The sequence below is a fragment of the uncultured Roseobacter sp. genome, assembly GCF_947495025.1.
Lineage (GTDB): Bacteria > Pseudomonadota > Alphaproteobacteria > Rhodobacterales > Rhodobacteraceae > Roseobacter.
Genome location: NZ_CANLXG010000002.1, coordinates 465,762 through 489,377 on the forward strand (window position 1 = coordinate 465,762; position 23,616 = coordinate 489,377).

The 23,616-nt window shown below is 59.5% G+C and carries 23 protein-coding genes and 1 tRNA gene; 3 read left to right on the forward strand and 21 right to left on the reverse strand.

Features of this window, described 5'->3' with window-relative positions:
- The 9 genes from boxC to hemE form a co-directional block, all read right to left on the reverse strand.
- The gene (gene boxC, locus Q0792_RS10395) at nt 1–1,656 is read right to left on the reverse strand and encodes a 2,3-epoxybenzoyl-CoA dihydrolase (protein ID WP_298839892.1); all 1,656 of its coding nucleotides are present in this window, start codon (nt 1,654–1,656) and stop codon (nt 1–3) included.
- A 92-nt stretch (nt 1,657–1,748) separates the two neighbouring features.
- The gene (locus tag Q0792_RS10400) at nt 1,749–2,222 is read right to left on the reverse strand and encodes a DUF309 domain-containing protein (protein WP_298839894.1); all 474 of its coding nucleotides are present in this window, start codon (nt 2,220–2,222) and stop codon (nt 1,749–1,751) included.
- Nucleotides 2,206–3,027: an alpha/beta hydrolase gene (locus tag Q0792_RS10405; RefSeq protein ID WP_298839896.1), complete on the reverse strand. Its 822-nt coding sequence runs from the start codon at nt 3,025–3,027 to the stop codon at nt 2,206–2,208. Before Q0792_RS10405 ends, Q0792_RS10400 begins: the two co-directional genes overlap by 17 nt.
- 8 nt (nt 3,028–3,035) lie before the next feature.
- Nucleotides 3,036–4,568, reverse strand: a complete 1,533-nt coding sequence (locus tag Q0792_RS10410) for a benzoate-CoA ligase family protein (RefSeq protein ID WP_298839897.1) — start codon at nt 4,566–4,568, stop codon at nt 3,036–3,038.
- A 131-nt stretch (nt 4,569–4,699) separates the two neighbouring features.
- Entirely contained in the window at nt 4,700–6,019 is a 1,320-nt protein-coding gene (locus Q0792_RS10415) for a TRAP transporter large permease (RefSeq protein WP_298841832.1), read from the reverse strand.
- A gap of 41 nt (nt 6,020–6,060) precedes the next feature.
- Complete coding sequence (locus tag Q0792_RS10420) at nt 6,061–6,630, reverse strand: TRAP transporter small permease (protein ID WP_298839899.1); 570 nt, start codon at nt 6,628–6,630, stop codon at nt 6,061–6,063.
- 70 nt (nt 6,631–6,700) lie between these two features.
- Nucleotides 6,701–7,711 carry a TRAP transporter substrate-binding protein gene (locus Q0792_RS10425; protein ID WP_298841834.1) on the reverse strand — a complete coding sequence of 337 codons (1,011 nt, stop codon included), beginning with the start codon at nt 7,709–7,711 and terminating at the stop codon, nt 6,701–6,703.
- Nucleotides 7,712–7,918: 207 nt separating this feature from the next.
- A tRNA-Met gene (locus Q0792_RS10430) sits at nt 7,919–7,995 on the reverse strand.
- Nucleotides 7,996–8,048: 53 nt separating this feature from the next.
- The gene (gene hemE / locus Q0792_RS10435) at nt 8,049–9,083 is read right to left on the reverse strand and encodes a uroporphyrinogen decarboxylase (protein ID WP_298841836.1); all 1,035 of its coding nucleotides are present in this window, start codon (nt 9,081–9,083) and stop codon (nt 8,049–8,051) included.
- Nucleotides 9,084–9,184: 101 nt separating this feature from the next.
- Between hemE and hemC the strand changes: the two genes are divergently transcribed.
- Nucleotides 9,185–10,129 carry a hydroxymethylbilane synthase gene (gene hemC / locus Q0792_RS10440; protein ID WP_298839901.1) on the forward strand — a complete coding sequence of 315 codons (945 nt, stop codon included), beginning with the start codon at nt 9,185–9,187 and terminating at the stop codon, nt 10,127–10,129.
- A 24-nt stretch (nt 10,130–10,153) separates the two neighbouring features.
- On the opposite strand, the gene hemF is transcribed toward hemC, so the two are convergent.
- The 4 genes from hemF to clpS all read right to left on the reverse strand — a co-directional run bounded on the left by hemF (nt 10,154) and on the right by clpS (nt 13,299).
- Nucleotides 10,154–11,047 (reverse strand): oxygen-dependent coproporphyrinogen oxidase, encoded by an 894-nt coding sequence (gene hemF / locus Q0792_RS10445; RefSeq protein WP_298839903.1) that lies wholly within the window; start codon nt 11,045–11,047, stop codon nt 10,154–10,156.
- 73 nt (nt 11,048–11,120) lie between these two features.
- Nucleotides 11,121–11,921 carry an SDR family oxidoreductase gene (locus tag Q0792_RS10450; protein ID WP_298839904.1) on the reverse strand — a complete coding sequence of 267 codons (801 nt, stop codon included), beginning with the start codon at nt 11,919–11,921 and terminating at the stop codon, nt 11,121–11,123.
- Nucleotides 11,922–11,960: 39 nt separating this feature from the next.
- A complete protein-coding gene (locus tag Q0792_RS10455; protein ID WP_298839905.1) occupies nt 11,961–12,953 on the reverse strand; it encodes a methyltransferase in 993 nt (330 codons plus the stop codon).
- Between the two features lie 4 nt (nt 12,954–12,957).
- Complete coding sequence (gene clpS, locus Q0792_RS10460; protein WP_298839906.1) at nt 12,958–13,299, reverse strand: ATP-dependent Clp protease adapter ClpS; 342 nt, start codon at nt 13,297–13,299, stop codon at nt 12,958–12,960.
- An 82-nt stretch (nt 13,300–13,381) separates the two neighbouring features.
- On the opposite strand from clpS, the gene Q0792_RS10465 reads away from it, so the two are divergent.
- Together Q0792_RS10465 and Q0792_RS10470 are read left to right on the forward strand one after the other, a co-directional pair.
- On the forward strand, nt 13,382–14,083 hold the full coding sequence (locus Q0792_RS10465) for an HAD family hydrolase (RefSeq protein WP_298839907.1): 702 nt from the start codon (nt 13,382–13,384) through the stop codon (nt 14,081–14,083).
- Nucleotides 14,084–14,262: 179 nt separating this feature from the next.
- The gene (locus Q0792_RS10470) at nt 14,263–15,765 is read left to right on the forward strand and encodes a D-alanyl-D-alanine carboxypeptidase family protein (protein ID WP_298839908.1); all 1,503 of its coding nucleotides are present in this window, start codon (nt 14,263–14,265) and stop codon (nt 15,763–15,765) included.
- Here Q0792_RS10470 and ccoS read toward each other — a convergent pair.
- The 8 genes from ccoS to ccoN are packed head-to-tail and all read right to left on the reverse strand — an operon-like array spanning nt 15,737 to nt 23,457.
- Complete coding sequence (gene ccoS / locus Q0792_RS10475; protein ID WP_298839909.1) at nt 15,737–15,928, reverse strand: cbb3-type cytochrome oxidase assembly protein CcoS; 192 nt, start codon at nt 15,926–15,928, stop codon at nt 15,737–15,739. The genes Q0792_RS10470 and ccoS overlap by 29 nt on opposite strands.
- Nucleotides 15,925–18,114 carry a heavy metal translocating P-type ATPase gene (locus Q0792_RS10480; protein WP_298839910.1) on the reverse strand — a complete coding sequence of 730 codons (2,190 nt, stop codon included), beginning with the start codon at nt 18,112–18,114 and terminating at the stop codon, nt 15,925–15,927. The genes ccoS and Q0792_RS10480 overlap by 4 nt, the downstream gene beginning before the upstream one ends.
- Complete coding sequence (locus Q0792_RS10485; RefSeq protein ID WP_298839911.1) at nt 18,111–18,575, reverse strand: FixH family protein; 465 nt, start codon at nt 18,573–18,575, stop codon at nt 18,111–18,113. The genes Q0792_RS10480 and Q0792_RS10485 overlap by 4 nt, the downstream gene beginning before the upstream one ends.
- Nucleotides 18,572–20,005, reverse strand: a complete 1,434-nt coding sequence (gene ccoG / locus Q0792_RS10490) for a cytochrome c oxidase accessory protein CcoG (protein ID WP_298839912.1) — start codon at nt 20,003–20,005, stop codon at nt 18,572–18,574. The genes Q0792_RS10485 and ccoG overlap by 4 nt, the downstream gene beginning before the upstream one ends.
- A 39-nt stretch (nt 20,006–20,044) precedes the next feature.
- The gene (gene ccoP, locus Q0792_RS10495) at nt 20,045–20,911 is read right to left on the reverse strand and encodes a cytochrome-c oxidase, cbb3-type subunit III (protein ID WP_298839913.1); all 867 of its coding nucleotides are present in this window, start codon (nt 20,909–20,911) and stop codon (nt 20,045–20,047) included.
- Complete coding sequence (locus tag Q0792_RS10500; protein ID WP_298839914.1) at nt 20,908–21,093, reverse strand: cbb3-type cytochrome c oxidase subunit 3; 186 nt, start codon at nt 21,091–21,093, stop codon at nt 20,908–20,910. The genes ccoP and Q0792_RS10500 overlap by 4 nt, the downstream gene beginning before the upstream one ends.
- Nucleotides 21,094–21,104: 11 nt before the next feature.
- Nucleotides 21,105–21,830 (reverse strand): cytochrome-c oxidase, cbb3-type subunit II, encoded by a 726-nt coding sequence (gene ccoO / locus Q0792_RS10505; protein WP_298839915.1) that lies wholly within the window; start codon nt 21,828–21,830, stop codon nt 21,105–21,107.
- A gap of 13 nt (nt 21,831–21,843) precedes the next feature.
- Complete coding sequence (ccoN, locus tag Q0792_RS10510) at nt 21,844–23,457, reverse strand: cytochrome-c oxidase, cbb3-type subunit I (protein ID WP_298839916.1); 1,614 nt, start codon at nt 23,455–23,457, stop codon at nt 21,844–21,846.
- Nucleotides 23,458–23,616: the final 159 nt, after the last annotated feature.

Consider the following 23,616-nt stretch of genomic DNA (forward strand, 5'->3'; position numbering starts at 1 on the left):
TCAGACACGCTGCATATTGTACTGCCCGCGCAGGCCTGTTCCGTACCGTTGCAGAGCACCCTCGGGGCCGACAGCATTCGGCCGCTGGAAGATCCAGTTCTGCCAGGCTGTCAGGCGCCCGAATATACGCGTTTCCATCGTCTCAGGCCCGGCAAACCGCAGGTTGGCCTCCATACCCGTCATGGCGTCGGGTGAGAAACTGATGCGCTCTTCGCGGAACAGGCGCACTTCGTCTTCCCAGTCGATGTCGTCATAGGCAAACGTCACGAGGCCGAGTGCCTCGGCATCATCCGCAGCAAGCTTTTCGCCCACCCTCTGACGCAACACATCTGTCTGTTCCGGGGTGCCCAGAAAGCGTGTCTGCAGCCGCGTCAGATCATTGCCCATCGGATACTGACCAAAGTTGGCAGGCGACAGCACCACACCAGCCGACGCGCGGTCATCATCCTCGAATTCATCAAGCATCATGTAGCTCCGGTCGGTGGCCCAGAGCAGCTCGGCCAGTACGCCGGCGAAACAGGAACCATGCTCGACAATCGCAGCCAGGCTGCGCGACGTCATGTCAACGCGTTTCAGGACCCGCTTCCACAGGCCAAGCACCTCGCGCGCCAGCCAGTGATCCGGGTTTTCCAGCAGCAACGCCTCATGTGCAATAACGCGCTCCGGCGATCCGACAGTCTGGAACTCGATCAGACCCAGTTCATCCTCGTTCGCACGCAGATGCAGGATCGCGTCATCAAGTTCCCGCGCACAGCGCAGCATCCAGGCCGAAGCACCAAGCGCTGTAAAATCCGCCATCGTGGCGGGCTCCTCCTGATCCGGACCGCTGATGGTAACAACTGCGCGCCGACCCGGACGATCCATGGCGACCGACACGGTCGAATAGCTGATCCCGCCCTCAGCAAACGTCCGCTGAAGCGGCGTAAGACTGATGCCCTTCTCATCTGCACCGCCGGCTTCTGACGCCATAGCCAGCGCCCGTTCGGATACCCGCTCGTCAAAGGAGGCATTCGGGAAGACCTCATCAACCAGTCCCCATTCAGCAGCTCTGCGACCGCGGATACCCTCTTCGAGCGAGCAGAAAACATCCGCGCGGTCGCGCCGGACCTTACGCTTGTCAGTGACGCGGGTCAGACCGCCTGTACCGGGCAGCACCGCCAGCAACGGCACCTCGGGCAATGCCACTGCCGAGGTACTGTCATCGGTCAGCATGATGTGATTGCACGCCAGCGCAAGCTCATACCCCCCACCGGCACACGACCCGCGGACAGCGCAGATATAGTTCTGGTTGCTGTCCCGTAGCGCGGCTTCGAGCGTGTTGCGCGTTTCATTTGTGAACTTACAGAAATTCACCTTGTGTGCATGGCTGGCGCCACCCAGCATCCGGATGTTGGCACCTGCACAGAATACTTTTTCCCTGGCAGACCGCATCACGACAACCCGCACTTCAGGATGCTCAAAGCGCATACGCTGGATGACATCGGCAAGCTCGATGTCCACGCCCAGATCATAGGAGTTGAGCTTCAGCTCGTAACCCTCGAAAAGACCTCCCTGCTCATCCACGTCCATCCACAGAGTTGCAACAGGTCCGTCAATATCGACACGCCAGTGGCGCATGTTTTCGGGGTCCACCTGAAAGTCTATTCTGCCGTTCACTCTGCTCTCCCCGATCTGCAGACATCATGGCAGGATAATGAACTATAATTCTATTTGCCGTCCATAATCATCAACATGGCTGCGAAATCTCGTCAAATATATGAATTATAATGCCGCATTGCTTCCATCTTTGTCTGATCTGCTCCGGCAATCAGCACCTTTGTTCTGATACCCAGAATCACCTGATCCACCGCATATCCGCTCATCCGTGCCTCGACCATTTCGCACAGGCGCAGAGTGGCGCGTGGCCGCCCCATCAGCAGCTTCAGCCGCGCATTGGCCAGCTGGATCATTGCCTGAATGAAATCGCGCTCCGGGCCGGGGTCCGGTGCCTGCATCCAGACGGCTTCGAGAACTTCGTGGCATTCCCAGAAATAGCCCGCTTCGAAATACACGCGACCGGCAATGAACGCCTGCGTCATATGCAGTTTCTCCGCCGGAATTCCCGGGTCAACCGATGCCTTGATGCTGTCAAACCAGTCGTCAGGATGTCTGGAGGTTTTGCCCGGAATGTAAACGTGCGGCGGCAAAGGTATTTCACCGGTGGCGTCATCCCGTTGCGACACGCACTGCCTCCAGACGGTTCAGCCGTCCGCAGAAATCCCGGACAGCTTCAAGGCACGCTGCCTGCGCCTCCAGATATGGGGAATGCCCGCACCCTTCGAGGATCAGTGTTTCAACCGGTGCATACATGCGCGTTTCGACCTCGTGTATCTGGGCCAGCGTGCCATACGGATCATCCCTGCACTGCACGGCCAGAACCGGTACGCGCAGGTGATCAATGCAATCACAGATGTCCCAGTTGCGATACTCAGAGCTCGTCCAGACGTCATGCCAGCCCATAAAGGCCGCCTCGGGGTCGTCGTGATGCCGCGCAAGCCGCTGACGCAGATCACCCGTGGTAAACGCCTCGCCTGCAGTGCGGATCGCATCAAGCCCCACCCGTTCGACAAAGAAGTGGGGCGCCAGAAGAACAAGCCCGCGCACCCGCATATCACTGACAGAACCTGCATAGATCACGCTGATGCTGGCTCCGTCAGAATGCCCGAGCAGCACCGCCTGACGGATATCAAAAGCGTCCAGCAACGGACCGAGCCCTGCCGTCGCCTCTTCGGTCATGTAGTCCCTGTTGCGTGGCAGCGTGATTGTATCAGAGCGCCCGTAGCCAGCTCTGGACCAGACCAGGACGCCCATTCCGGTTGCGTTGCTGACGGCCTGCGGAAAATCGCGCCACAGCCCGACAGATCCCAGCCCCTCATGCAACAGAACCAGCGTGGGGGCCTGCGCGGGAGGCGGGCCAAAGCAGGCATACTCAAGCGATTTGTCATTTATCCTGACCCGGCAGCCCGGGGCGTCTGACCAGTCGGGCATTACACGGCCTATTCACGCAGACGGAAACGCTGAATTTTTCCCGTGGCTGTTTTTGGCAGATCGTCCACTACGTCCACGCGCCTGGGGTACTTCCACTTGCCGATCCGGTTCTTCACATGCTCCTTTAGGACCGCCTCGAGGTCTGTTTCCGGCGCACCCTGCAGCACAACATAGGCACGCGGCTTTTCCAGCCCGTCCGCATCACGCATTGGCACAACGGCGGCTTCGAGCACGGAGGGGTGGCTGGCCAGCGCCTGCTCCACTTCAAACGGCGAAACCCAGATGCCGGACACCTTGAACATATCGTCCGTGCGCCCGCAGTAGACATGGCGGCCATCCGTGCGTTGGATGTATTTGTCGCCCGTCCGGGTCCATTCTCCGAGAAAAGTGTCGCGGGACTTACTGCGCTGGTTCCAGTACCCAGCAGCGGCTGAGGCGCCTCTGACGAGCAGTTCGCCGACTTCGCCATGAGGCACGTCAGCACCGGCTTCATCCACGAGACGCAGATCGTAACCCGGCACGGCTGTGCCTGATGTGCCGTAGCAGACATCATCACTGCGGTTGCTCAGGAAAATATGCAGCATCTCTGTCGACCCGACCCCGTCGAGAACAGCAACGCCGGTGTGCGCCTCCCACCGCACACCGACGTCTTCGGGTAACGCCTCGCCCGCTGAGATTGCTCTGCGAAGCGGCGCGTCCGGCGCACCCGCGCTGTCCATGCCAGCGACCATCGCCGCGTATAAGGTTGGCACGCCGCAGAAGACCGTGGGCTTCTCCGCGGCCATGGCGGCGAGCATGTCCGCTGGCGCAGGACGACCGGAAAAAAGCACGCTTGTCGCACCCACCGCAAGGGGAAAAGTCATGGCATTCCCGAGCCCGTAGGCAAAGAAAAGCTTTGCTGCAGACAATACAGTGTCGGTCTCTTTCAGGCCCAGCACATGCGCGCCGTAGGTCTCTGCGGTTGCCTGCATCGAGGCATGCACATGCTGCACGCCCTTGGGCGCGCCGGTAGACCCGGACGAATACAGCCAGAAGGCCACTTCGTCCGGAGAGGCCGCCAGAGTTTCGCAGATCGGCGCACCATCGACAAAGTCGCTGTATGTTATGGTGTTTGCCGGTGCGCTGTCGCCGAGCACAACGATTTCCCGCAGCCATGGATTCGCGTCGAGCGCAGGCGCAACGGTGTCCCACAAAGCGGCAGAAACGAACAGAATGGTGGCTCTGCTGTCGGCGAGGATTGACTGATACACCGGGGCCGCGAGCAGTGTATTCACCGGGACGGGTACGACCCCGCATTTCAGCGCACCAAAGAAGAGCTGTGGAAACTCAAGTGTATCCAGAACAATCATCGCGGCACGTTCCTCGCGCCGGATGCCAGCACGCTGTAGTGCGCCCGCGACCTGCCCCGCACCCGTCTCCAGCCCCCCGTAGGTCAGTGTCCGCCCGGTACCGGCCTGGCGGTAGGCCACCTTGTCACCGCGCCCCTCACTGCGGTGACGGTCGACAAAATAGCTGGCGGCATTTCCGGCAATGCTGGTCACAGTTCCCTCCCAAGACTCAGTGATCCCTGATGCTCTATCGTGCACCTGCGCCGCTGTGCTGCAAGCGTTTAGGAGGCAGAGCGCAGTTTAGTGCATGTTTCGGGCCGTAACAGAAATACAGCTGAAGCCTTTCAGCCAGGCAGCAGGAACAGGGTAATCGCCGGGAACATCACGAGGATCACGACCCGCACGATGTCAGACCCCACAAAGAACATTACGGCCTTGTATGTCTCGGTCATGGGTGTCTCCCGGTCCATCGCGTTGATGATGAAAAGGTTCATGCCTACCGGTGGTGTGATCAGCCCCACCTCGACGACAATCAGAACCAGTATACCGAACCAGATCGCCACATGTTCGGGCGACATGCCAAAATCCATCGCGGAAATCACGGGAAAGAATATCGGGATGGTCAGCAGGATCATCGAAAGGCTGTCCATCAGGCAGCCAAAAACAAGATAGAATAGCAGGATGATCGACAGCACCAGCCAGGGAGAGAAACCCTGGGTCAGCACCCAGTCAGCCATAAACTGCGGCACACCGGACAGCGCCAGAAACCCGTTGTAAAAGCTGGCCCCCAGCACAATGAAAAAGATCATTGCGGTCGTCCTGGCCGTCCCGAGAAGACTGTCGCGGAACACGCTCCAGTTCAGGCTGCCTGACAGCAACGCAACAAGGCCGGTGCCCATCGCGCCGATGGCTGAACCCTCGGTCGGTGTGAAGACGCCCAGATAAATACCCCCGACAACGACAGCAAAGATCACCAGAACCGGCCATGTAGCCCCGAGCGCCTTCCAGCGTTCACTCATCGGCACCGGCTCTCTGGTGCCGGCAGAATCCGGGTAGAGGCGCACGTAAACCGAGATCGTGAGCATATAGCCAAGGGCTGCAAGGATGCCCGGCACAAAGGCCGCAAGGAACAGTTTTGCTATGTTCTGCTCGGTGATGATCGCATAGATCACCAGAATGACCGAAGGTGGGATCAGGATCCCGAGCGTACCACCCGCGGCAAGTGTCGCCGTCGAAAACCCGCCGGAATACCCGTACCGTTTAAGTTCCGGCAGCGCGACGCGGGACATGGTCGCCGCCGTCGCCAGCGATGACCCGCAGATTGCACCAAAGCCTGCACAGGCCCCGACCGACGCCATGGCGACCCCACCGCGGCGGTGGCCCAGAAAGTTCTCTGCGGCGCGGAACAGGGCAGACGACATCCCGGACAGCGTTGCGAACTGCCCCATCAGAAGGAACATCGGAATGATGGTCAGCGAATAGCTGGAAAATGTGGTGTATGTCTCGGACTTGAGCTTGGCCAGCAGCGGTGTCGGGTTGCCGTTCATGGCATAGTACCAGCCGCCAAACCCACAGAGCAGCATCGCCAGCCCGATCGGGGCGCGCATGAAAATCATGCCCAGCAGCACCGCAAAAGACCAGAAACCCAGTTCCAGCCTGCTCATACCGGCGAAAGGCAGCAAGTCGAGAAGTGTACTCATAGCGCTCAGCGGACCGGAAGTAAGGCGCGGCCGGTGATGCTTTCCCCGACGCGCATTGCCGCGCAATAAACCGCCACAATGCAGGTCACCACCGAAGCTGCGAAACTGGCCGAGTAGGCCCACCAGACCGGAAACTGCAGAAAGAGCGTTGTCTCGCCGTTGCGCAGATAGCGCTGCACGCCGCCAAAAAGCTGCACACAGATGAGGATCAGCGCTGCCGCCAGAACAACCTCCCAGAAAGCGGCAATGAGCCGGCCAACCGGCCCCGGCAACCGGGAGGTAAAGATGTCTACTGTCGCGTGACCGCTGTAGAGCTGGCAAACCGGGAAAAAAGAGAAGATTGCAAAGGCAACCCCGGCCTCGAGCATTTCGTAACTGCCGTTGACCTCACCGATGCCCAGATCCAGCAGTGCCTGTGCGACCCCGCCCATCGTGTTTTCGACCCAGTCCGCATGCAGCCATTTGTTGACCGAACGGCCTACGATGGACAGCGTCGTCATGATCACAAGACCCGTCAGGACCAGCCCACCGATCACGGCCGTCGAGCGTGCAAGAAGCTTTATGGCCTGGTGCATTCAAAAAGATCCTGACTGGGTACGAAAAACCCGCGGTACCTGGTGGCACCGCGGGCAAAGTCATATCTGATCACTCAGTATATTTGTCGATCAGCATGCGTGCTTCGTCGATCAGCGCCTGACCGTCGATGCCCTTTTCATTCATGTCCGCAACCCATTCGTCATAGATCGGCTGCGCCACAGTTTTCCAGGCTTCGGTTTCTTCGGCATTCAGCGTAACGATGTTGTTACCGCGTGCTTCAGCTGCCGCGCGTGCCGGGCCGTCGCTGTCGGCCTGTGTGCCGCCCGCAAAAACCGAGAACTCGAGACCGGAATTGTCATCAATGACTTTTTTCAGATCATCCGGCAGGCTGTCGTAGCGGTCTTTGTTCATCGCCAGCACGAAAGTCAGGACGTACAGCGCGTTGCCGGTGAATTCCGTATGGTTCTCAACCAGCTCCGGGATTTTCAGCGCTGCGGTCACTTCCCAGGGAATTGTTGTTCCGTCGATCACGCCCTTGGACAGACCTTCGGGTACTGCCGGAACCGGCATCCCAACCGGCGTCGCGCCGACTTTTTCCAGCAGCGCATTCGCGAGACGCGAGCCACCGCGGATTTTCATGCCTTCCATATCTTCGGGCGAGCGGATCTCTTTGTTGGCATGGATAAGGCCGGGCCCGTGCACCCATGTGCCAAGGATATGCACATCCCTGAATTCGGTATCTTTCATATGTTTTTCAAACATTTCCCAATAGGCGCGTGACGCGGCCCGGGCGTTTGTCATCATGAAAGGCAGCTCGAAAACCTCGGTGCTTGGGTAGCGACCAGGCGTATAGCCCACCACCGTCCAGACGATATCGGCAACGCCGTCAATGGCCTGGTCCATCAGCTCTGGCGGTTTGCCACCCAGCTGCATCGAGGGATAGCGGTCAATCTTGATACGGCCTTCGCTGGCCTCTTCAACATTGTCCGCCCAGACATCCAGAACCAGTTTTGGCACGTTCGCCTGCGGCGGCAGGAACTGGTGCAGCGACAGGGTGACTTCCTGAGCGGCTGACGGGCCGGCACCAAAACCAAGCGCGACCGTCGCGGCAGCGGCCATATTCAGAAATGATTTCCGTGAGATTTTCATGTGTTTCCTCCCTGAAACCGGATCGGCCCGTACTTGCGACGGTCTCAGACCCTTTTATCCCACACAAATTGCTATTGCAGAAGTCAGGGGATGTCACCTGTGTTTGTAACTAAATGCCGGTCGCGCCAGCGGCGGGACGCATCTGCCTTACCGGTCAGGGGTATGCGGGTGAAGAAGTGGTGGCGTTAGGTGGACTTGAACCACCGACCTAACGATTATGAGTCGTTCGCTCTAACCAACTGAGCTATAACGCCATCGGCGCGTGACCTATGCCAGCCGGCCTGCGCCGTCAAGCCACAATCGGAGATTAAAGCCCGCGAACGGCGTCAATCATCCGCTGGACATTGTCGGGGTCTGCATCCGGTGTGATCCCGTGCCCCAGATTAAAGATGTGGGGTCCACCGGAGAATGCCCGTACGATTGCACGCGCCTCATCCACCAGTGCCTGCCCACCGGTCACCATATGGCTGGACGCAAGATTACCCTGTACGCATCCGTCAACCTGGACATGGCCGGCAGCCCATCCGGCATCAACCGAGTTATCAAGCGCCACACAGTCCACACCTGTGGCTTTTGCAAACCCGATGTACTGATCACCTGCCTCGCGTGGGAAGCCGATCACCGGGATATGCGGATAGCTGGCTTTGAGCGCCGCGGTAATCCGTCGTGCGGGTTCCAGCGCGTATTTCCGGAAGTCATCGCCTTTGAGTGATCCCGCCCAGCTGTCAAATATCTTGACGACTTCGGCGCCGGCTTCGATCTGTGCCGAGAGATAATCAATTGTACCCTCTGTGATCCGGTCAAGCAGCGCTTCGAATAGGGCGCGGTTCTCGTCCTTCAGCGCATGGGCAGGGCCCTGATCCGGGGTACCACGGCCGGCAATCATGTAGGTCGCCACGGTCCAGGGCGCGCCTGCAAAACCGATGAGCGTTGTTTCGGCCGGCAACTCACGCCGCAGAATGCGCACTGTCTCATAAATCGGATTAAGTGTTTCGTGAATATCGCTGACTGGCCCGAGCCTGTCAAAGTCGGCCTGTGTGGTCACGGTCGACAGACGCGGCCCCTCGCCGGTAACAAACCACAGATCCGCGCCCAGTGCCTGGGGCAGCAGCAGAATGTCGGCAAACAGAATGGCGGCATCGAACCCATAACGCCGGATCGGCTGCAGTGTGACCTCGGCGGCGAGTTCCGAGTTATAACACAGTGACAGGAAATCACCGGCCTGCGCACGTGTTGCGCGATATTCCGGCAGGTACCGGCCAGCCTGACGCATCATCCAGATCGGCGGTGTCGGCAGCGTTTCACCCGCGAGGGCGCGCAGGATGGTTTTGGTCTGGCTCATCGTCTGATTTCCGTCTTTCATAGCGCACGTCCTGCTTCTAGCCTGAGATTCTTGATCATTCCAGTTGTCAGTTTAAGTTGACACATCTAAAAGATAAACCCATGACAGTGCACCTTCCCACCCCCGACTCCCCGCTCAAAATCGGCACCCGCGGCTCACCGCTGGCTCTGGCCCAGGCCTATGAGACCCGCGAAAGACTGATGCGCGCCTTTGACCTGCCCGAAGACGCCTTTGAAATTGTCGTCATCAAGGTAACGGGCGACGCGATCCAGGACCGCCCGCTGAAAGAAATCGGCGGTAAAGGTCTGTTTACCCGCGAGATTGAAGAAGACCTGCTCGCCGGCAAAATCGACATCGCCGTGCACTCGATGAAAGACATGCCGACCGTGCAGCCGGACGGCCTGACGCTCGACACCTACCTGCCGCGTGAAGACGTGCGGGACGCATTTGTTTCGCCGCAACTGTCAGGTATCGCCGAGCTTGCGCCCGGCGCGGTTGTCGGCACTTCCAGTCTGCGCCGCCGGGCACAGCTGCTTCATCGCCGTCCCGACCTCAAAGTCGTAGAGTTCCGCGGCAATGTTCAGACCCGACTGAAAAAACTCGCCGATGGCGTGGCAGAATGCACCTTTCTGGCTGCTGCTGGTCTGAACCGGCTGAATATGGATGACGTACCGGCAACCCCTGTCGCAACAGACGACATGCTGCCCGCGGTGGCTCAGGGTGCCATCGGAATCGAACGGCGCATTGCAGATGAAAATACCGCCGGTTTGCTGGCTGCGATCCACCATACAGAGACAGGTCAGCGACTGGCCGCAGAGCGGAGCTTTCTGCTCACGCTGGACGGGTCGTGTGAAACACCCATTGCCGGACTGGCCGAACTGACCGGCGGCAACCTTCATCTGCGCGGAGAAGTGTTACGCCCGGACGGCAGCGATGCCATTGCCGGAAGCCGGAACGGACCCGTGGCGGATGGTGCGGATATGGGCCGGGATCTGGCACGCGAACTGCTGTCAAAGGCCGGCGACGGCTTTTTCGACTGGCACTGATGCGCGTCAGGCCTGTGTGTCAGGTCAGACCCATTTTGCCAGCGGCGGCAGACTCATCAGCACAGCATTCGCGTCATGGCCCGTCTCGAGACCGAACTTTGTACCGCGGTCATAGACAAGGTTGTATTCGGCATAAAGGCCCCTGTGCACCAGCTGGGCATCCTTGTCCGCATCAGACCAGGGCATGACGCGGCGTTTACGCACAAGCGGCAGGTAGGCTGGCAGGAACGCCCGCCCGATATCCTGTGTCAGTGCGAAATCCGCCGCCCAGTCACCGGTGCAGTGATCATCCATGAAAATCCCGCCAACGCCCCGGGCCCGGCCACGGTGCGGCACGAAAAAATATTCGTCAGCCCACTCTTTCAGTCTGGGATAAAGGTCATCGCCATGCGGCGCGAGGTGCTTTTCCTGGGTCTGGTGGAAATGGCGCGTGTCTTCTTCGTATTCGATGCACGGGTTGAGATCCGAGCCGCCACCGAACCACCATGCGTGCGGTGTCCAGAACATCCGGGTATTCATGTGAACCGCAGGCGCATGCGGGTTCTGCATATGTGCCACCAGACTGATACCACTGGCCCAGAAGCGCGGATCATCTTTCATGCCCGGAATACCCTTGCGCGCTGCCATGGCCATCTGGGCGCGCTCTCCGAGCGTACCGTATACAGTGGAGATATTGACGCCGACTTTCTCAAAAACACGGCCGCCGCGCATCACGCTCATCAGGCCCCCGCCGGCATCTGACCCGTCATCGCTGGTGCGTGTGGTTTCTGATACTTCAAACATACCCGGAGCAGCGTCAGCCAGTGGTCCTTCGCTGTGGTCGCGCTCAAGGTCCTCAAAGGCACTTACAATGTCGTCGCGAAGGGTCCGGAACCAGGCAGAGGCCCGCTGTTTCTCAGTATCAAATGTATCGGTCATGGTCCGCCTGATGTGTCAGTTTTCTCTGACAGTTATCTAACGCGGATTTGTCCGGAACGAAAAGAAAGAAATATCAGTGCGCCGGGGCTGCCACCACATCCAGCAGGCTGCGGCCGCCATCAACAGTAATTATCTCGCCCGTCATAAATCCGGAGCTTTCGGCGGCCAGAAACTGTACAGCATCCGCCAGCTCGGTCGGACCAGCGATGCGGCCCATAGGAGTGTGGGTGCGTATGTCTTCGCGCCAGTCGCTGTTCTCGACAACCGAAGACTGCAGCGACGCACTCATCACAGAACCAAATGCCACCGCATTTACACGAATACGCTCAGGTGCCAGAGCGAGCGCCATTGAACGGGTCATCTGCTCCAGTGCGGCGGATGCGATGGAATACCCCATCAGCTCGGGCCGCGTATGCCGTGAGACAATAGAGCTGAGATTTACAATGGAACCCAGTTGCCCTTCGGGCTGATCCGCCCCCTGCTTCATCATTCGCTTGGCCACCTGCTGGGTCAGCTGAAGCGCCGTCATCAGATTTTGCTCCAGCAGCACCTCGACGGAGTTATCCTCGACATCCAGCGCATTGGTTGGCATGACCTGCCGGGACGCATTGACAAGAATATCCACCCTGTCAAATGCATCGATTGTCGCCGAAACGAGGTTGGCAATCGTCAGCCGCTGGCGCAGGTCACCGGCAAAATACCGCAGGGTCGCATCATCTTTTTGCTCGCCCCATTCATCTGCCAGCCTCTTTTCATCCATGTCGGCACACATCACATTGGCGCCCCGGTCCGCAAACTGGCGCGCTATGGCCAGCCCGATGCCGTTCGCCGCACCGGTGACGATTGCGGTCTTTCCTTTGACTGAGAATGACATCTTTTCCTTTCTGGCGCGTAATGCGCCCTCTGGAAGCTGTTATTTGCGGCGTCTGACCGGACGCATGGCCTGAAACAGTTTGAACCGGTTGTCTCCCCCGGTTTCCGTCACCTTTACAAAGTACTTCTGCAAGGTCGCTTCATAGGGCAGATGCCGGTTTGCAACCATCCACAAAAGCCCCTGAGGCGCAAGAAGCCTTGCGGCAGCCGCGACAAACGCCTGTCCCAGTGCGGGATCTGCGTCGCGCCCTGTATGGAAAGGCGGGTTCATCACGACCGTGTCACAGGCGCCGGGTGCTTGCCAGGTCGTCGCGTCGGCCCAGTGGAATACTGCGCGGTCGTCTGTCACATTATGGCGGGCGCACTCCAGGGCCATATGGCCTGCCTCTACGAGATGGATCCGCTCTACGGTGTCCCGCGTCAGCACATGCGCCGACAGGTACCCCCACCCGGCTCCCAGATCCGCAACAGTCCGACCGAGCTTTGCCGGCAGTGCCTGCGCCAGCAACGCAGACGCGGGATCAACAGCATCGGAAGAAAAGACGCCCGGTGCGGTCCAGAAACCTCCTTCTGTAAGCGCCGGTCCCGCCTGCCAGTCGGCAAAGTCATCCGCTACAGCGTCCGGGATCACAAAGAGCTTGCCGTGGGCGCGTACAAACGGGCCGTCCACCGCTGTCCGGTTTCGTACCGCGCGCAGCATGCTGTCGATACCATCGGTTTTCTGGCCGTCCACCAGCACCGGCCCTCTGGTCATCCGAACGGCATCCGCGATCATGGCTCTGGCCTCAGCTTTGGCGCGCGGCAGGCACACGATGGCTCCGTCGTACTGGCCATGCGGCATCACTGCGCAGGCGTAGCCACGTGCTGTCCACGCGTCATGCGCAGGTCGGAATCCTTCGATAATTTCTGTGCTGAACCCTGCCAGATCCGGCAGAGCCGCGTCGACAGGAGGCCTGAACACAGCGACGCGTCCGCCTTCCGGCAGAACAGAGCCACCCCCCTCAAACGCGAGCGGCAGTCGGGCATCAATCATGTGCCTATTCTTCTTTTTCCATGGTACATTGCAGCGGATGCTGGTGCCTGCGGGCAAAATCCATCACCTGGGCTACCTTGGTTTCCGCGATCTCGTGGCTGAAAACGCCGACTACGGCCACACCTTTTTTGTGAACGGTCAGCATGATTTCAAAGGCCTGTGCGTGATTAAGGCCAAAGAACCGCTCAAGCACATGCACGACAAACTCCATCGGCGTGAAGTCGTCATTCAGCAACAGAACCTTGTAAAGCGGCGGGCGCTTTGTTTTAGGTCGGGTTGCGGTCAGGACAGAGGAATCCCCCTCATCATCCGGACTGTCTGACATCATAATCGCTTCTCGGTGCATTGCTGCTCCTGACAGGCTTTGCGTGCGGTGAGTCTCAGTTGGGTCTATATAACCTGTCTTCGCATTTAGGAAAGGGGTCGGTATGGCGCATAAAGTGACCACGGTAGGCTTTGATGCCGACGATACGCTCTGGCACAACGAGCGCTACTTTCAGATGACCCAGGCGCACTTTGCCGACCTGCTGTCGGAATACACCGAAAAAGACACCCTGATGGCCAGGCTCGTGGCGGCGGAAAAACGCAACCTCGGGCACTACGGCTTTGGTGTGAAGGGCTTTACCCTGTCGATGATCGAGACCGCGCTTGATGTCACGGACAGGCGCGTTTCCGGGCAGGTGATAGAACAGATCCTGCGGGCTGGCCGCGAAATGCTTGCGCATCCGGTCGACCTGCTGCCGCACGCCAGAGATGCCGTCGAACAGGCGGCGCGTGACTACCGCATTGTGTTGATCACAAAGGGTGATCTTCTTGACCAGGAACGAAAACTGGCTCAGTCCGGGCTTGGCGATCTGTTTGATGCTGTGGAGATCGTATCGGACAAAACCACCGCTGTGTATCACGATATTTTTGACCGCCACGGACACAGCGCAACCTGTGGTGTGATGGTCGGAAACTCTGTCCGGTCCGATGTTCTGCCCATGATACACGCGGGCGGATACGGTGTTCACATTCCCTACCATGTCACCTGGGAGCTCGAACACGCAGAAACGCCAGTGGCACACCAGCGGTTCCGAAGCCTGCCCGACCTCAGCGGCCTCGGCGACCTGTTAACCGGCCTGCAGTGATTATTGCCCGTTTCGGAGGCAATAAGGTTAATATGGTTACCCAATTCGTTGTTTCACCGAAACTTAACGCAATTCCCTTAAAACAATAACTTTATTGAGACCAAAACCTGTGTTAGCCTCTCTCACATAAAAAGAGCCAGTCGAACAATCGACGGCATGAGGCAGAAAAGGCAGTGATCATGAAGGTTCGGCGCATGTGGCCGGCCCGTTACGGGCTATTTGTATTTGCAGCTCTGTGGATGCTGGTCATCCTCCCGCTCAGCGCCGCCGCGGCGCCCTACGCCGCAATGGTGATGGACGCGCGCACCGGCGAGGTGCTGCACTCCAGAAACGCAGACACGCGGCTTCATCCCGCATCTCTGACAAAAATGATGACGCTCTATATCGCTTTCGAGGCGGTGGAACGCGGCGAGATCTCGCTTGATACAAAGGTCCGGATCTCGCGCTTCGCAGCGTCCGAACCGCCCTCGAAACTGGGTCTTAAATCAGGCCAGCGCATTGCCTTTCGCTATCTGATCCGGGCCGCTGCGGTCAAATCCGCCAATGATGCCGCAACTGCCATCGGCGAAGCGCTCGAAGGGTCCGAAGCCGCATTTGCCCGCCGGATGAACCGTACTGCCAAGGCTCTCGGCATGACCCGCACAACCTTCAAGAATGCGCACGGGCTGACGGAAAAAGGCCATATGTCGACGGCACGGGATATGTCGATCATGGGACGCCATATGCTCTACGACTACCCTGAGTACTACAACCTTTTCTCGCGCAAATCGACGAACGCAGGCGTGCGCAATGTCGCCAACACAAACCGTCGCCTTCTTTCTGCCTACCGCGGTGCCGACGGCATCAAGACGGGCTACACCCGCGCAGCCGGCTTTAATCTGGTGGCTTCTGCAGAACGGGGGCAGGAACGTATCATCGCCACAGTTTTCGGAGGCACATCGACGAGCGCACGCAATGCGCGGGTTGCCGAACTGCTGGATATGGGGTTCAAACGCGCACCCAGCCGTGCCCGTCTGAAAAAGCCTTCTCTGCCGGTTTACCGCGCGAAGCCTCAGCGTCCGAGCACTGTTCTCGCGTCCAGCCTGCGGCCCGCTCTGCGCCCGGCTGCTGCGGTTGCAACACCTCTGATCGTCACACGTACGGACAAAGCCATTGTCGCGGCGCTCACTGAGGATACAGCTCCTGCCACGCCTGTGCCCGCCGCCGCCGCGGCCAGCACTGCTGGTCTTCTGAACACGGACACCACAACCGCGCTGATAGCAGCTCAGGCAGCCGCCGCGATCGAAAAACCGTCTGAGGAAGCAGTGCCTGCGGGCACCTTTGTTTCTGCGCGGCCTGTACTGCGCCCCGGATCGGCGGTTGCCGCAGGCACGGGCACCCAGCAGGAAGCTACCGTCGCAGTTATCGCCGAGCCCGAAGTTGTCACCCGCCTTTCCACGTCCGGCGGGCATCAGTGGGGCGTGAATGTTGGTCAGTATACCTCCCGCTACAATGCGGAACGGGCGCTGGTCACAACAGCGCTGGCCGAGATGGCCACTCTTGACGGCACGCTGCGCAAGGTCGTGAAACGTCCCACGGGTTTTGATGCGAACTTTCTGGGGATGACCGAAGAGAGCGCGGATCTGGCCTGTCGACGGCTCGCGGCACGCAATATCAGTTGTCAGACGGTCGGTCCGTCCTGACGTCATCCGGGCGCGGCCGCGTATCCCAGACGTCGTTCAGGATGCGGCGGCTGTCACCCTCGGGGTCATCATACTGGCGGCTCTTCAGTGTAAAGACGAAAGCGGCAAGCCCCAGGCCCCCGAGCAGAAGTGATACCGGAATGAGATAGGCAAGGACGTTCATCTGCTCTTTCCTGAAATCCTGAGCGCGTTTGCCGAAACCGTGAGCGACGACAGCGACATAGCCAGCGCCGCGATCAGAGGAGTCGCCAGCCCGGCCACGGCCAGCGGCACAGCCACGATATTATAGACCGTCGCAATCCGGAAGTTCTCCCGGATACGTTTTGTTGCGCACATTGCTGTAGCCAGCGCCTCGCCAACCGGCGTCAGATCCCTGCCCAGCAGAACAATATCAGACGCGGCCCGCGCCGCATCCAGAGCCTGTGCCGGGCTGATTGACACATGCGCGGACGCCAGAGCCGCAGTATCGTTCAGGCCATCGCCGACCATCAGCACATTGCGCCCGTCTTCCTGCAGTTTCTGCACAAAGTCAGCTTTCTGATCCGGCAGAACAGCGGCTTCCCACCGGCTAATTCCAAGTCTGCCGGCGATGCTGCGAACGGCAGCGGCCCGGTCTCCGGACAAAAGGATCACTTCTTTTCCCATCGTCACGAGCTGTTGCACCAGAGCTTCGGCGCCCGGCCGCAGGGAGTCCGAGAACGTGAGGACAACGGGTTTTTGACTTCCGGCCTGAAACGCAGCGGCAAGCTGATCCCCCCGTGCATCCGCACCGAGCCAGTCGGGCCGCCCGAGGCGCATAACCTCGCCACCCTGTACCAGTTCAGTGCCGTAACCTGGCACTTCACGGACATCGGCAAGCGGCACTTCGAGGCCAGCCTCCCGCGCGGCGGATGCGACAGCCTGCGACAATGGGTGCGCCGAGCCTTGCGCAAGCATAGCCGCCATTGCCTGCTGATCTGCGGTCAAGTCGTGCCAGTTGGTCAGTTGTGGGTTTCCTTCAGTAAGTGTCCCGGTTTTATCGAAGACCACGGTATCCACCTGCGCCAGACGTTCCAGCGCCGTGGCGTTCTTGATCAGCAGACCACGTCCGAACAACCGCCCCGAGGCGGCGGTGGTTACAGCCGGCACTGCCAGACCCAGGGCACAGGGGCAGGTAATGATCAGTACAGCCGCGGCAATATTCGCGGCGACACGCATGTCGCCGGCCCACAACAACCATCCGAAAAATGACAGTGCGGCCAGAATGTGCACGCCCGGCGCGTACAGCGTGGCAGCCTTGTCCGCCAGCGAAGTATACCGCGACCGGCCACTCTCCGCGACAGCCACAAGCGCAGCAAGCCGGTGCAGCGACGTGTCGGTTCCTACGGCCGTTGCCTTCAGTACCAGCGGACCTGTGAGATTCACCTCTCCCGCGCTGACCGCGTCTCCTGTCCGGCGCATCTCAGGCAGGGTTTCACCGGTGAGAGCGGACCTGTCGACCTCGGAAGTGCCCCTGATAACAACGCCGTCTACGGGCGCGCGGGAACCGGGTCTGACCAGCACGGCATCACCGGCGCGCAATTCTGAAACCGGCACCTCGGTCGGCTCGTCTGCGATCACTTTCCACGCACGTGGAACTTCAAGGGCTGTCAGTTCTTCGGCAGCCGAGCGTGCCGCAGACCGCGCCCGCGCCTCAAGCCACCGCCCGGCCAGCAGAAAGAACGTCAGAGTAAGAGCTGCATCGAAATAGGCGTGCTTGCCGGACAACGAGGTCTCCCAGAGAGAGGTTGCCACGGCCAGGGCTATCGCCAGACTGATAGGAACATCCATATTGAGCCGTCGGGCCCGCAGCGCGCTCCATGCATTGCGAAAGAATGGCTGCGCCGAAAAGGCGAGTGCCGGCAGGGTGATAGCGGCAGAAATCCAGTGAAACAGACCCCGGGTGGCATCCGTGGCTCCCGACCAGACCGCAACCGACAGCAGCATGACATTCATCGCAGCAAACCCGGCAACAGCCATCCGCATCAGCAGATCGCGCCCGAGGTTGCCCGTGCGCGTTTCCTGCAGAGCATCAGGATCAAGTTCCCAGGCATCGAACCCCGCCGCACGCACAACAGCGGCAAGCTCTGCCGCGGTGACATCGCCGGCGGCGTCAATCATAGCCTGCTTTCGCGTCAGATTGACCCGCGCGTGTAGAACGCCCGGATACTTTTCCAGCGCCTGTTCAACCGTCGCAATACAGGCCTGGCAGTGAATTGTCGGCAGAGACAGCGCAAGCGTCGCATCACAAAGACGCGTGTCCTGTGACGGAGCCGGGGCGGCAACACACCCCGGGCACCCCATCGCGGAGGACTGCTCTGCCAGTGTCATGAACGGTCGTCCTCCACCTGCAGAATGACACGCTGGCGAAATTCGGTGCCGTCTGCATTCCGGGCGACCATCCGGATATTCCAGTTGCCAGGCGCGAGCGCAGCAGCAGCAACGTAGGCGTCGCCATCGAATACGAAATCCGGGCGCTGATCGTCACGCACATGGGTGGCACGTCCCAGCGTCGCATCCAGCGAACTGACTTCAACGGGCTTGCCGGTGTTGTCAGTTATGGAAAGGGTCACCTTGTCCCCAAGGGCGCTTGCACGGACCGTCCAGCCCAGTGCCTGCTGTGCTGTGCGGTTCTCATCGAACTGCTGGCTGGCCACATAGGAATTCTTCACCTCAAGTCCCGGAAAGGTTTTTACTGCACTGAAGGCGAGTGTCAGGTTCACCGCAATGATAACCGAAAACGCCACGCCGAATATCATCGCAACGTGACGACCTTTTAGTTCTCTGGTCATTGCTGTTCTCCTGTTCCGATGAAGCTGTTGTCTTTGTAGGCCCGGTCCCCGTTGGTCAGGTCTTCGACCCAGAACCGCAGATCCGACCGTTCTGCCTGCGCAGGAGCGGAACCCGGCGGCGCAATCACATAGACCCGCTGCAGCAAAGAGGTGTCCGCAGGAACCTCGATCGAGCCGTAGGGTGTGCCTTCGAGGTCGATCCGTACGGCCGGATCACCAATTACGCTCAGGCGGAACAACCGGTCATCATTGTTCTTGTTGCGCAGGCGGATTTCGTAGGTGTTGCGGATGGAGCCGTCAGAGAGCGTGACGAATGTCGGGTTCCGCACAGCGGCAACCGTCATTTCAATATCGGCCCGCACAAAAAGGGCTATGACCAGCGCGATACCAACGGCACTCCAGAGCGCCGTATAAAGAATCGTACGCGGACGAAACACGTGCTTCCAGATCGGGCGTGGTGCAGCCCCGCCCCGCTCTGCTGTCTCGTCGGACAGCGCCAGATAGTCGATCAGCCCCCGGGGCTTGCCTATCCGCTCCATCACATCGTCGCAGGCGTCAATGCACAGCGCACAGGTGATGCACTCCATCTGCTGCCCGTCGCGGATGTCGATGCCCATCGGGCAGACGTTCACGCAGGCCATGCAGTCGATACAATCACCCATCGGCTCTGTTTTCGCGGCCTCACTGTGTTTGCGCGGCTCACCCCGCCATTCGCGATACGCGACGGTCAGGGTATCCTCGTCCATCATGGCACCCTGAATACGCGGCCACGGACACGCATAAATGCAGATCTGTTCCCGCGCAAAGCCTCCAAAGCCGAACGTCGTCGCCGTCAGAATGGCAACGGTGATATAGGCGACCGCTGCAGCCTGCCCGGTAAACAGGTCAACAAAAAGCGTTGGCGCATCCGCAAAGTAAAAGACCCATGCACCGCCGGTAGCCATCGCGATGACAAGCCAGAGTGTCCATTTGGTCAGCCGCAGCCGCAGCTTGCGGAAATCCATTTTTTCCTGCCGGTGCAGGCGCAGGCGGGCATTCCTGTCCCCCTCGACCCAGCGCTCCACAAGGATAAAGAGGTCAGTCCAGACGGTCTGAGGGCAGGCGTAACCGCACCAGACACGGCCCAGCGCGGAAGTGAACAGAAATAGGCCGAGACCGGCCATGATGAGGAGACCTGCGACGAAATAGAACTCGTGGCTCCAGATCTCGATCCAGAAAAAGTAAAACCGCCTGTTGGCGAGATCCAGCAGCACAGCCTGATCCGGCAGTTCAGGCCCCCGGTCCCATCTGATCCAGGGCACCAGGTAATAGATGCCAAGGGTGACCGCCATGATCACCCACTTGAGATTACGGAAACTGCCGGAAACGCGGCGCGGAAAGATCGGTTCGCGCGCCGCGTAAAGGCCGGGAGGAGGGACTTGATCGGTCACTTAGGCTGTCCTTGTCAGATCTGGGCCCGTCGGGTTGGCTTACTCACCGCCGCCGAGCTGATGCACATAAAGTGCGACTGCCCGTATCTCTGCCTCAGAAAGGCGCTGCGTCCAGGGTGGCATAACGCCATAGCGACTCCAGGTCACAGTCTCTGTCAGCGTGTCGTAGTCGCCGCCATAAAGCCAGATCGCGTCAGCAAGGTTAGGTGCTCCGAGGTCGCGGTTCCCCAGTCCCTCGTCACCATGACATGAAGCACAGTTATCGGCATATACCTCTGCGCCCGCTGCCGCCGCTGCCGGATCATCCGGCGTGCCCCCTGAAAGCACCATAACATGGTTGACGACCTGCGCGATCTCTTCCGGCTCGAGGATGTCCCCAAATGCCGGCATTTCGGAATACCGCGCATCATCGTCTTCTTCGTTGCGGATACCATGAGCAATTGTTGCGTGAATGTTTTCAATGTCCCCGCCCCACAGCCAGTCATTGTCCAGCAGGTTCGGATAGCCCACGGCACCGGCGGCACCAGATCCGTGGCACTGTGTGCACCACGTCCGGTAGACGGCTGCACCGGCCGATACCGCGTAGCTGTTCAGGTCAGTGTCGGCGGCAACTTCCGTCAGTTCAGCGGCTGCAAGACGCGCATTGATCGGGCCGTTGGCTTCTTCAACTGCGGCAATCTCCGCGGCGACCTCGCCGCGGGTGGTGTAGCCCAGCATGCCTGCCGTCGCCGAGGACACCAGCGGCCAGGCAGGATAGGCAATGGTATAGCCGATGCCCCAGATGATGGTGACATAGAAGGTCCACAGCCACCAGCGCGGCATCGGGTTGTCAAACTCCTCAATGCCGTCCCAGCTGTGGCCGGTGGTATCGGGATCGCCCTCTTGTTTCGGGGGTACTTTGGTCATTTGTCTGCCTCCTCAGCCGGAGCGGGTCGTTCGTCGTTTCGGAAAATCATGTTTGCGGTGTCACGGTGCAGCGGGCGGCTGCCCGGGCGGAACACCCAGAAGGCCATGCCCACAAACACAGTGAAGAGGAGCAGAAGCATCCAGCTGTCCGCGAATTCGCGCAGGAGTGAATAGGTTTCCATAGTGAGTCTCCTCAGCGGCTGGCGTCAGGGGTGAATGTCGAGAAGTCGACCAGTGTGCCCAGCATCTGCAGATAGGCGATCATCGCATCCGCCTCTGAAATACCGGGCTGCCCGTCAAAGTTCCGCACCTGAGCGCCCGGGTAGCGTTCGAGCATATCGTCGTAATCGCTGTCCGGGTCGGCCTGAGCGCGGAAGTCTGCCGCGGCGGTTTCGATCATCTCGTCGGTATATGGCACGCCCACAAGTGCATGGGTGGCCAGCAACTCCTCGATGTGTTCAGGCTCGATCAGTGTTTCCTCGAGAAACGCGTATTTCGGCATGATCGATTCCGGCACGACGGACTGCGGGTTGCGCAGGTGCACAAGGTGCCAGTCGTCGGAATAACGACCGCCAACACGCGCCAGATCAGGACCCGTGCGTTTGGACCCCCACTGGAACGGGTGGTCATACATGGACTCTGCCGCCAGAGAGTAGTGACCATAGCGTTCGACCTCGTCCCGCATCGGGCGGATCATCTGACTGTGGCAGACATAGCACCCTTCGCGGATGTAGATGTCACGCCCTGTCAGCTCCAGCGGAGAATAGGGGCGCATGCCCTCGACCTTCTCGATGGTGTTCTCCAGGTAAAAGAGCGGCACGATCTGAACCAGTCCCCCGACAGATACCACCAGAAAGCTGAGCACCAGTAGCAGTGTGGCGTTGGTTTCGATGAACTTGTGTTTGGTAAGGATCGACATGTCAGCTCCCTCCTTATTCAGCGGGGACGGCTGTGGGCAGGGCGTCTTTGGCAGGCGCCGCCCTTACAGTCATCCAGAGGTTATAGCACATGATGATAGCACCCGAGAGGAACAGAACCCCGCCCAGACCACGCACCACATACATCGGGAACTTGGCACTTACGGTGTCGGCAAAGCTGTTTACGAGGAACCCGTTGGCATCCACCTCGCGCCACATCAGGCCCTCCATGATGCCGGTCACCCACATGGATGCCGCATAGAGCACGATACCGATCGTCGCGAGCCAGAAGTGCCAGCTGACCAGCCCGAGGCTGTAAAGACGTTCGCGCTTCCACAGGACCGGTACCAGATAGTAAAGCGCGCCAAAGGTGACCAGTCCGTTCCAGCCCAGAGCGCCGGAGTGCACGTGTCCGATTGTCCAGTCGGTATAGTGCGACAGCGAGTTCACCGCACGTATCGACATCATCGGCCCCTCAAAGGTGGACATGCCGTAGAATGCAAGGCTGGTGACCATCATCCGCAGCACCGGATCGGTGCGCAGCTTGTCCCAGGCACCCTGAAGCGTCATCAGACCATTGATCATGCCACCCCAGCTGGGCATCCACAGGATGATCGAGAAGACCATACCAAGCGTCGAGGCCCAGTCAGGCAGGGCGGTATAGTGCAGGTGGTGTGGCCCCGCCCAGATGTACAGGAAGATCAGTGCCCAGAAGTGGATGATCGAGAGCTTATAGGAAAAGACAGGGCGTTCAGCCTGCTTGGGCACAAAGTAGTACATCATACCCAGAAAGCCGGCCGTCAGGAAGAAACCCACCGCGTTGTGGCCGTACCACCACTGCACCATGGCATCCTGAACACCCGAGAAGACCTGCACCGACTTTGATCCCCAGACAGAAACCGGGATCGACAGGTTGTTCATGATGTGCAGCATCGCAACGGTGACAATAAAGGCAAGGTAGAACCAGTTGGCCACATAGATGTGTGGCTCGCGGCGCCTGACGATGGTGCCGAGGAAACAGGCCAGATAAGCGACCCAGACGATGGTCAGCCAGATATCCACGTACCACTCAGGCTCGGCGTATTCCTTGGATTGCGTGCCGCCCAGCAGATAGCCGGTGGCAGCCAGGACGATAAAAAGCTGATAACCCCAGAAGACGAACCACCCGAGATTTCCGCCCCACAGGCGCGCAGCCGACGTACGCTGCACAACAAAAAATGAGGTCGCGATAAGCGCGTTACCACCAAAAGCAAAAATCACCGCCGACGTATGCAGCGGGCGCAGCCGTCCGAAGTTGGCATATCCCTGGGCCCACTCAAAGTTCAGGGCCGGAAATGCGAGCTGAAACGCGATGACAACGCCAACCAGAAAGCCAACAACGCCCCAGAAGGCGGTTGCGATGACCCCGGCCCGCACCACTGAATCAAAGTATTCGTTCTGAGGAACTGCAGCTTTTGGCTCGTCAATACCACGCAGGGTCACAAGGAACAGTCCCGCCCCCACAATCATGAATATTACCATGTGCAGCTGGTATGCCAGGTCCCGCGCATAGCTGGCCGCAATCATTGCGAACAGCGTCACGAGTCCCAGCACGATCAGCTTTACGTAATCGTTTGTTCCGGTTTCCATTTATCCGGTTCCCTTCCGTCTGGCGCAGCAGACATGCCGCCGGGGCGAGTCCGCTGTAACTTATCGTGTCACCTTACTGCCCGCAGGCGCGCATCAGCGCTTTGATCTGCATCAAGAAGTGGTGTGAATTCCGGTGCTACGCTTGGCGCACCCGGGCGT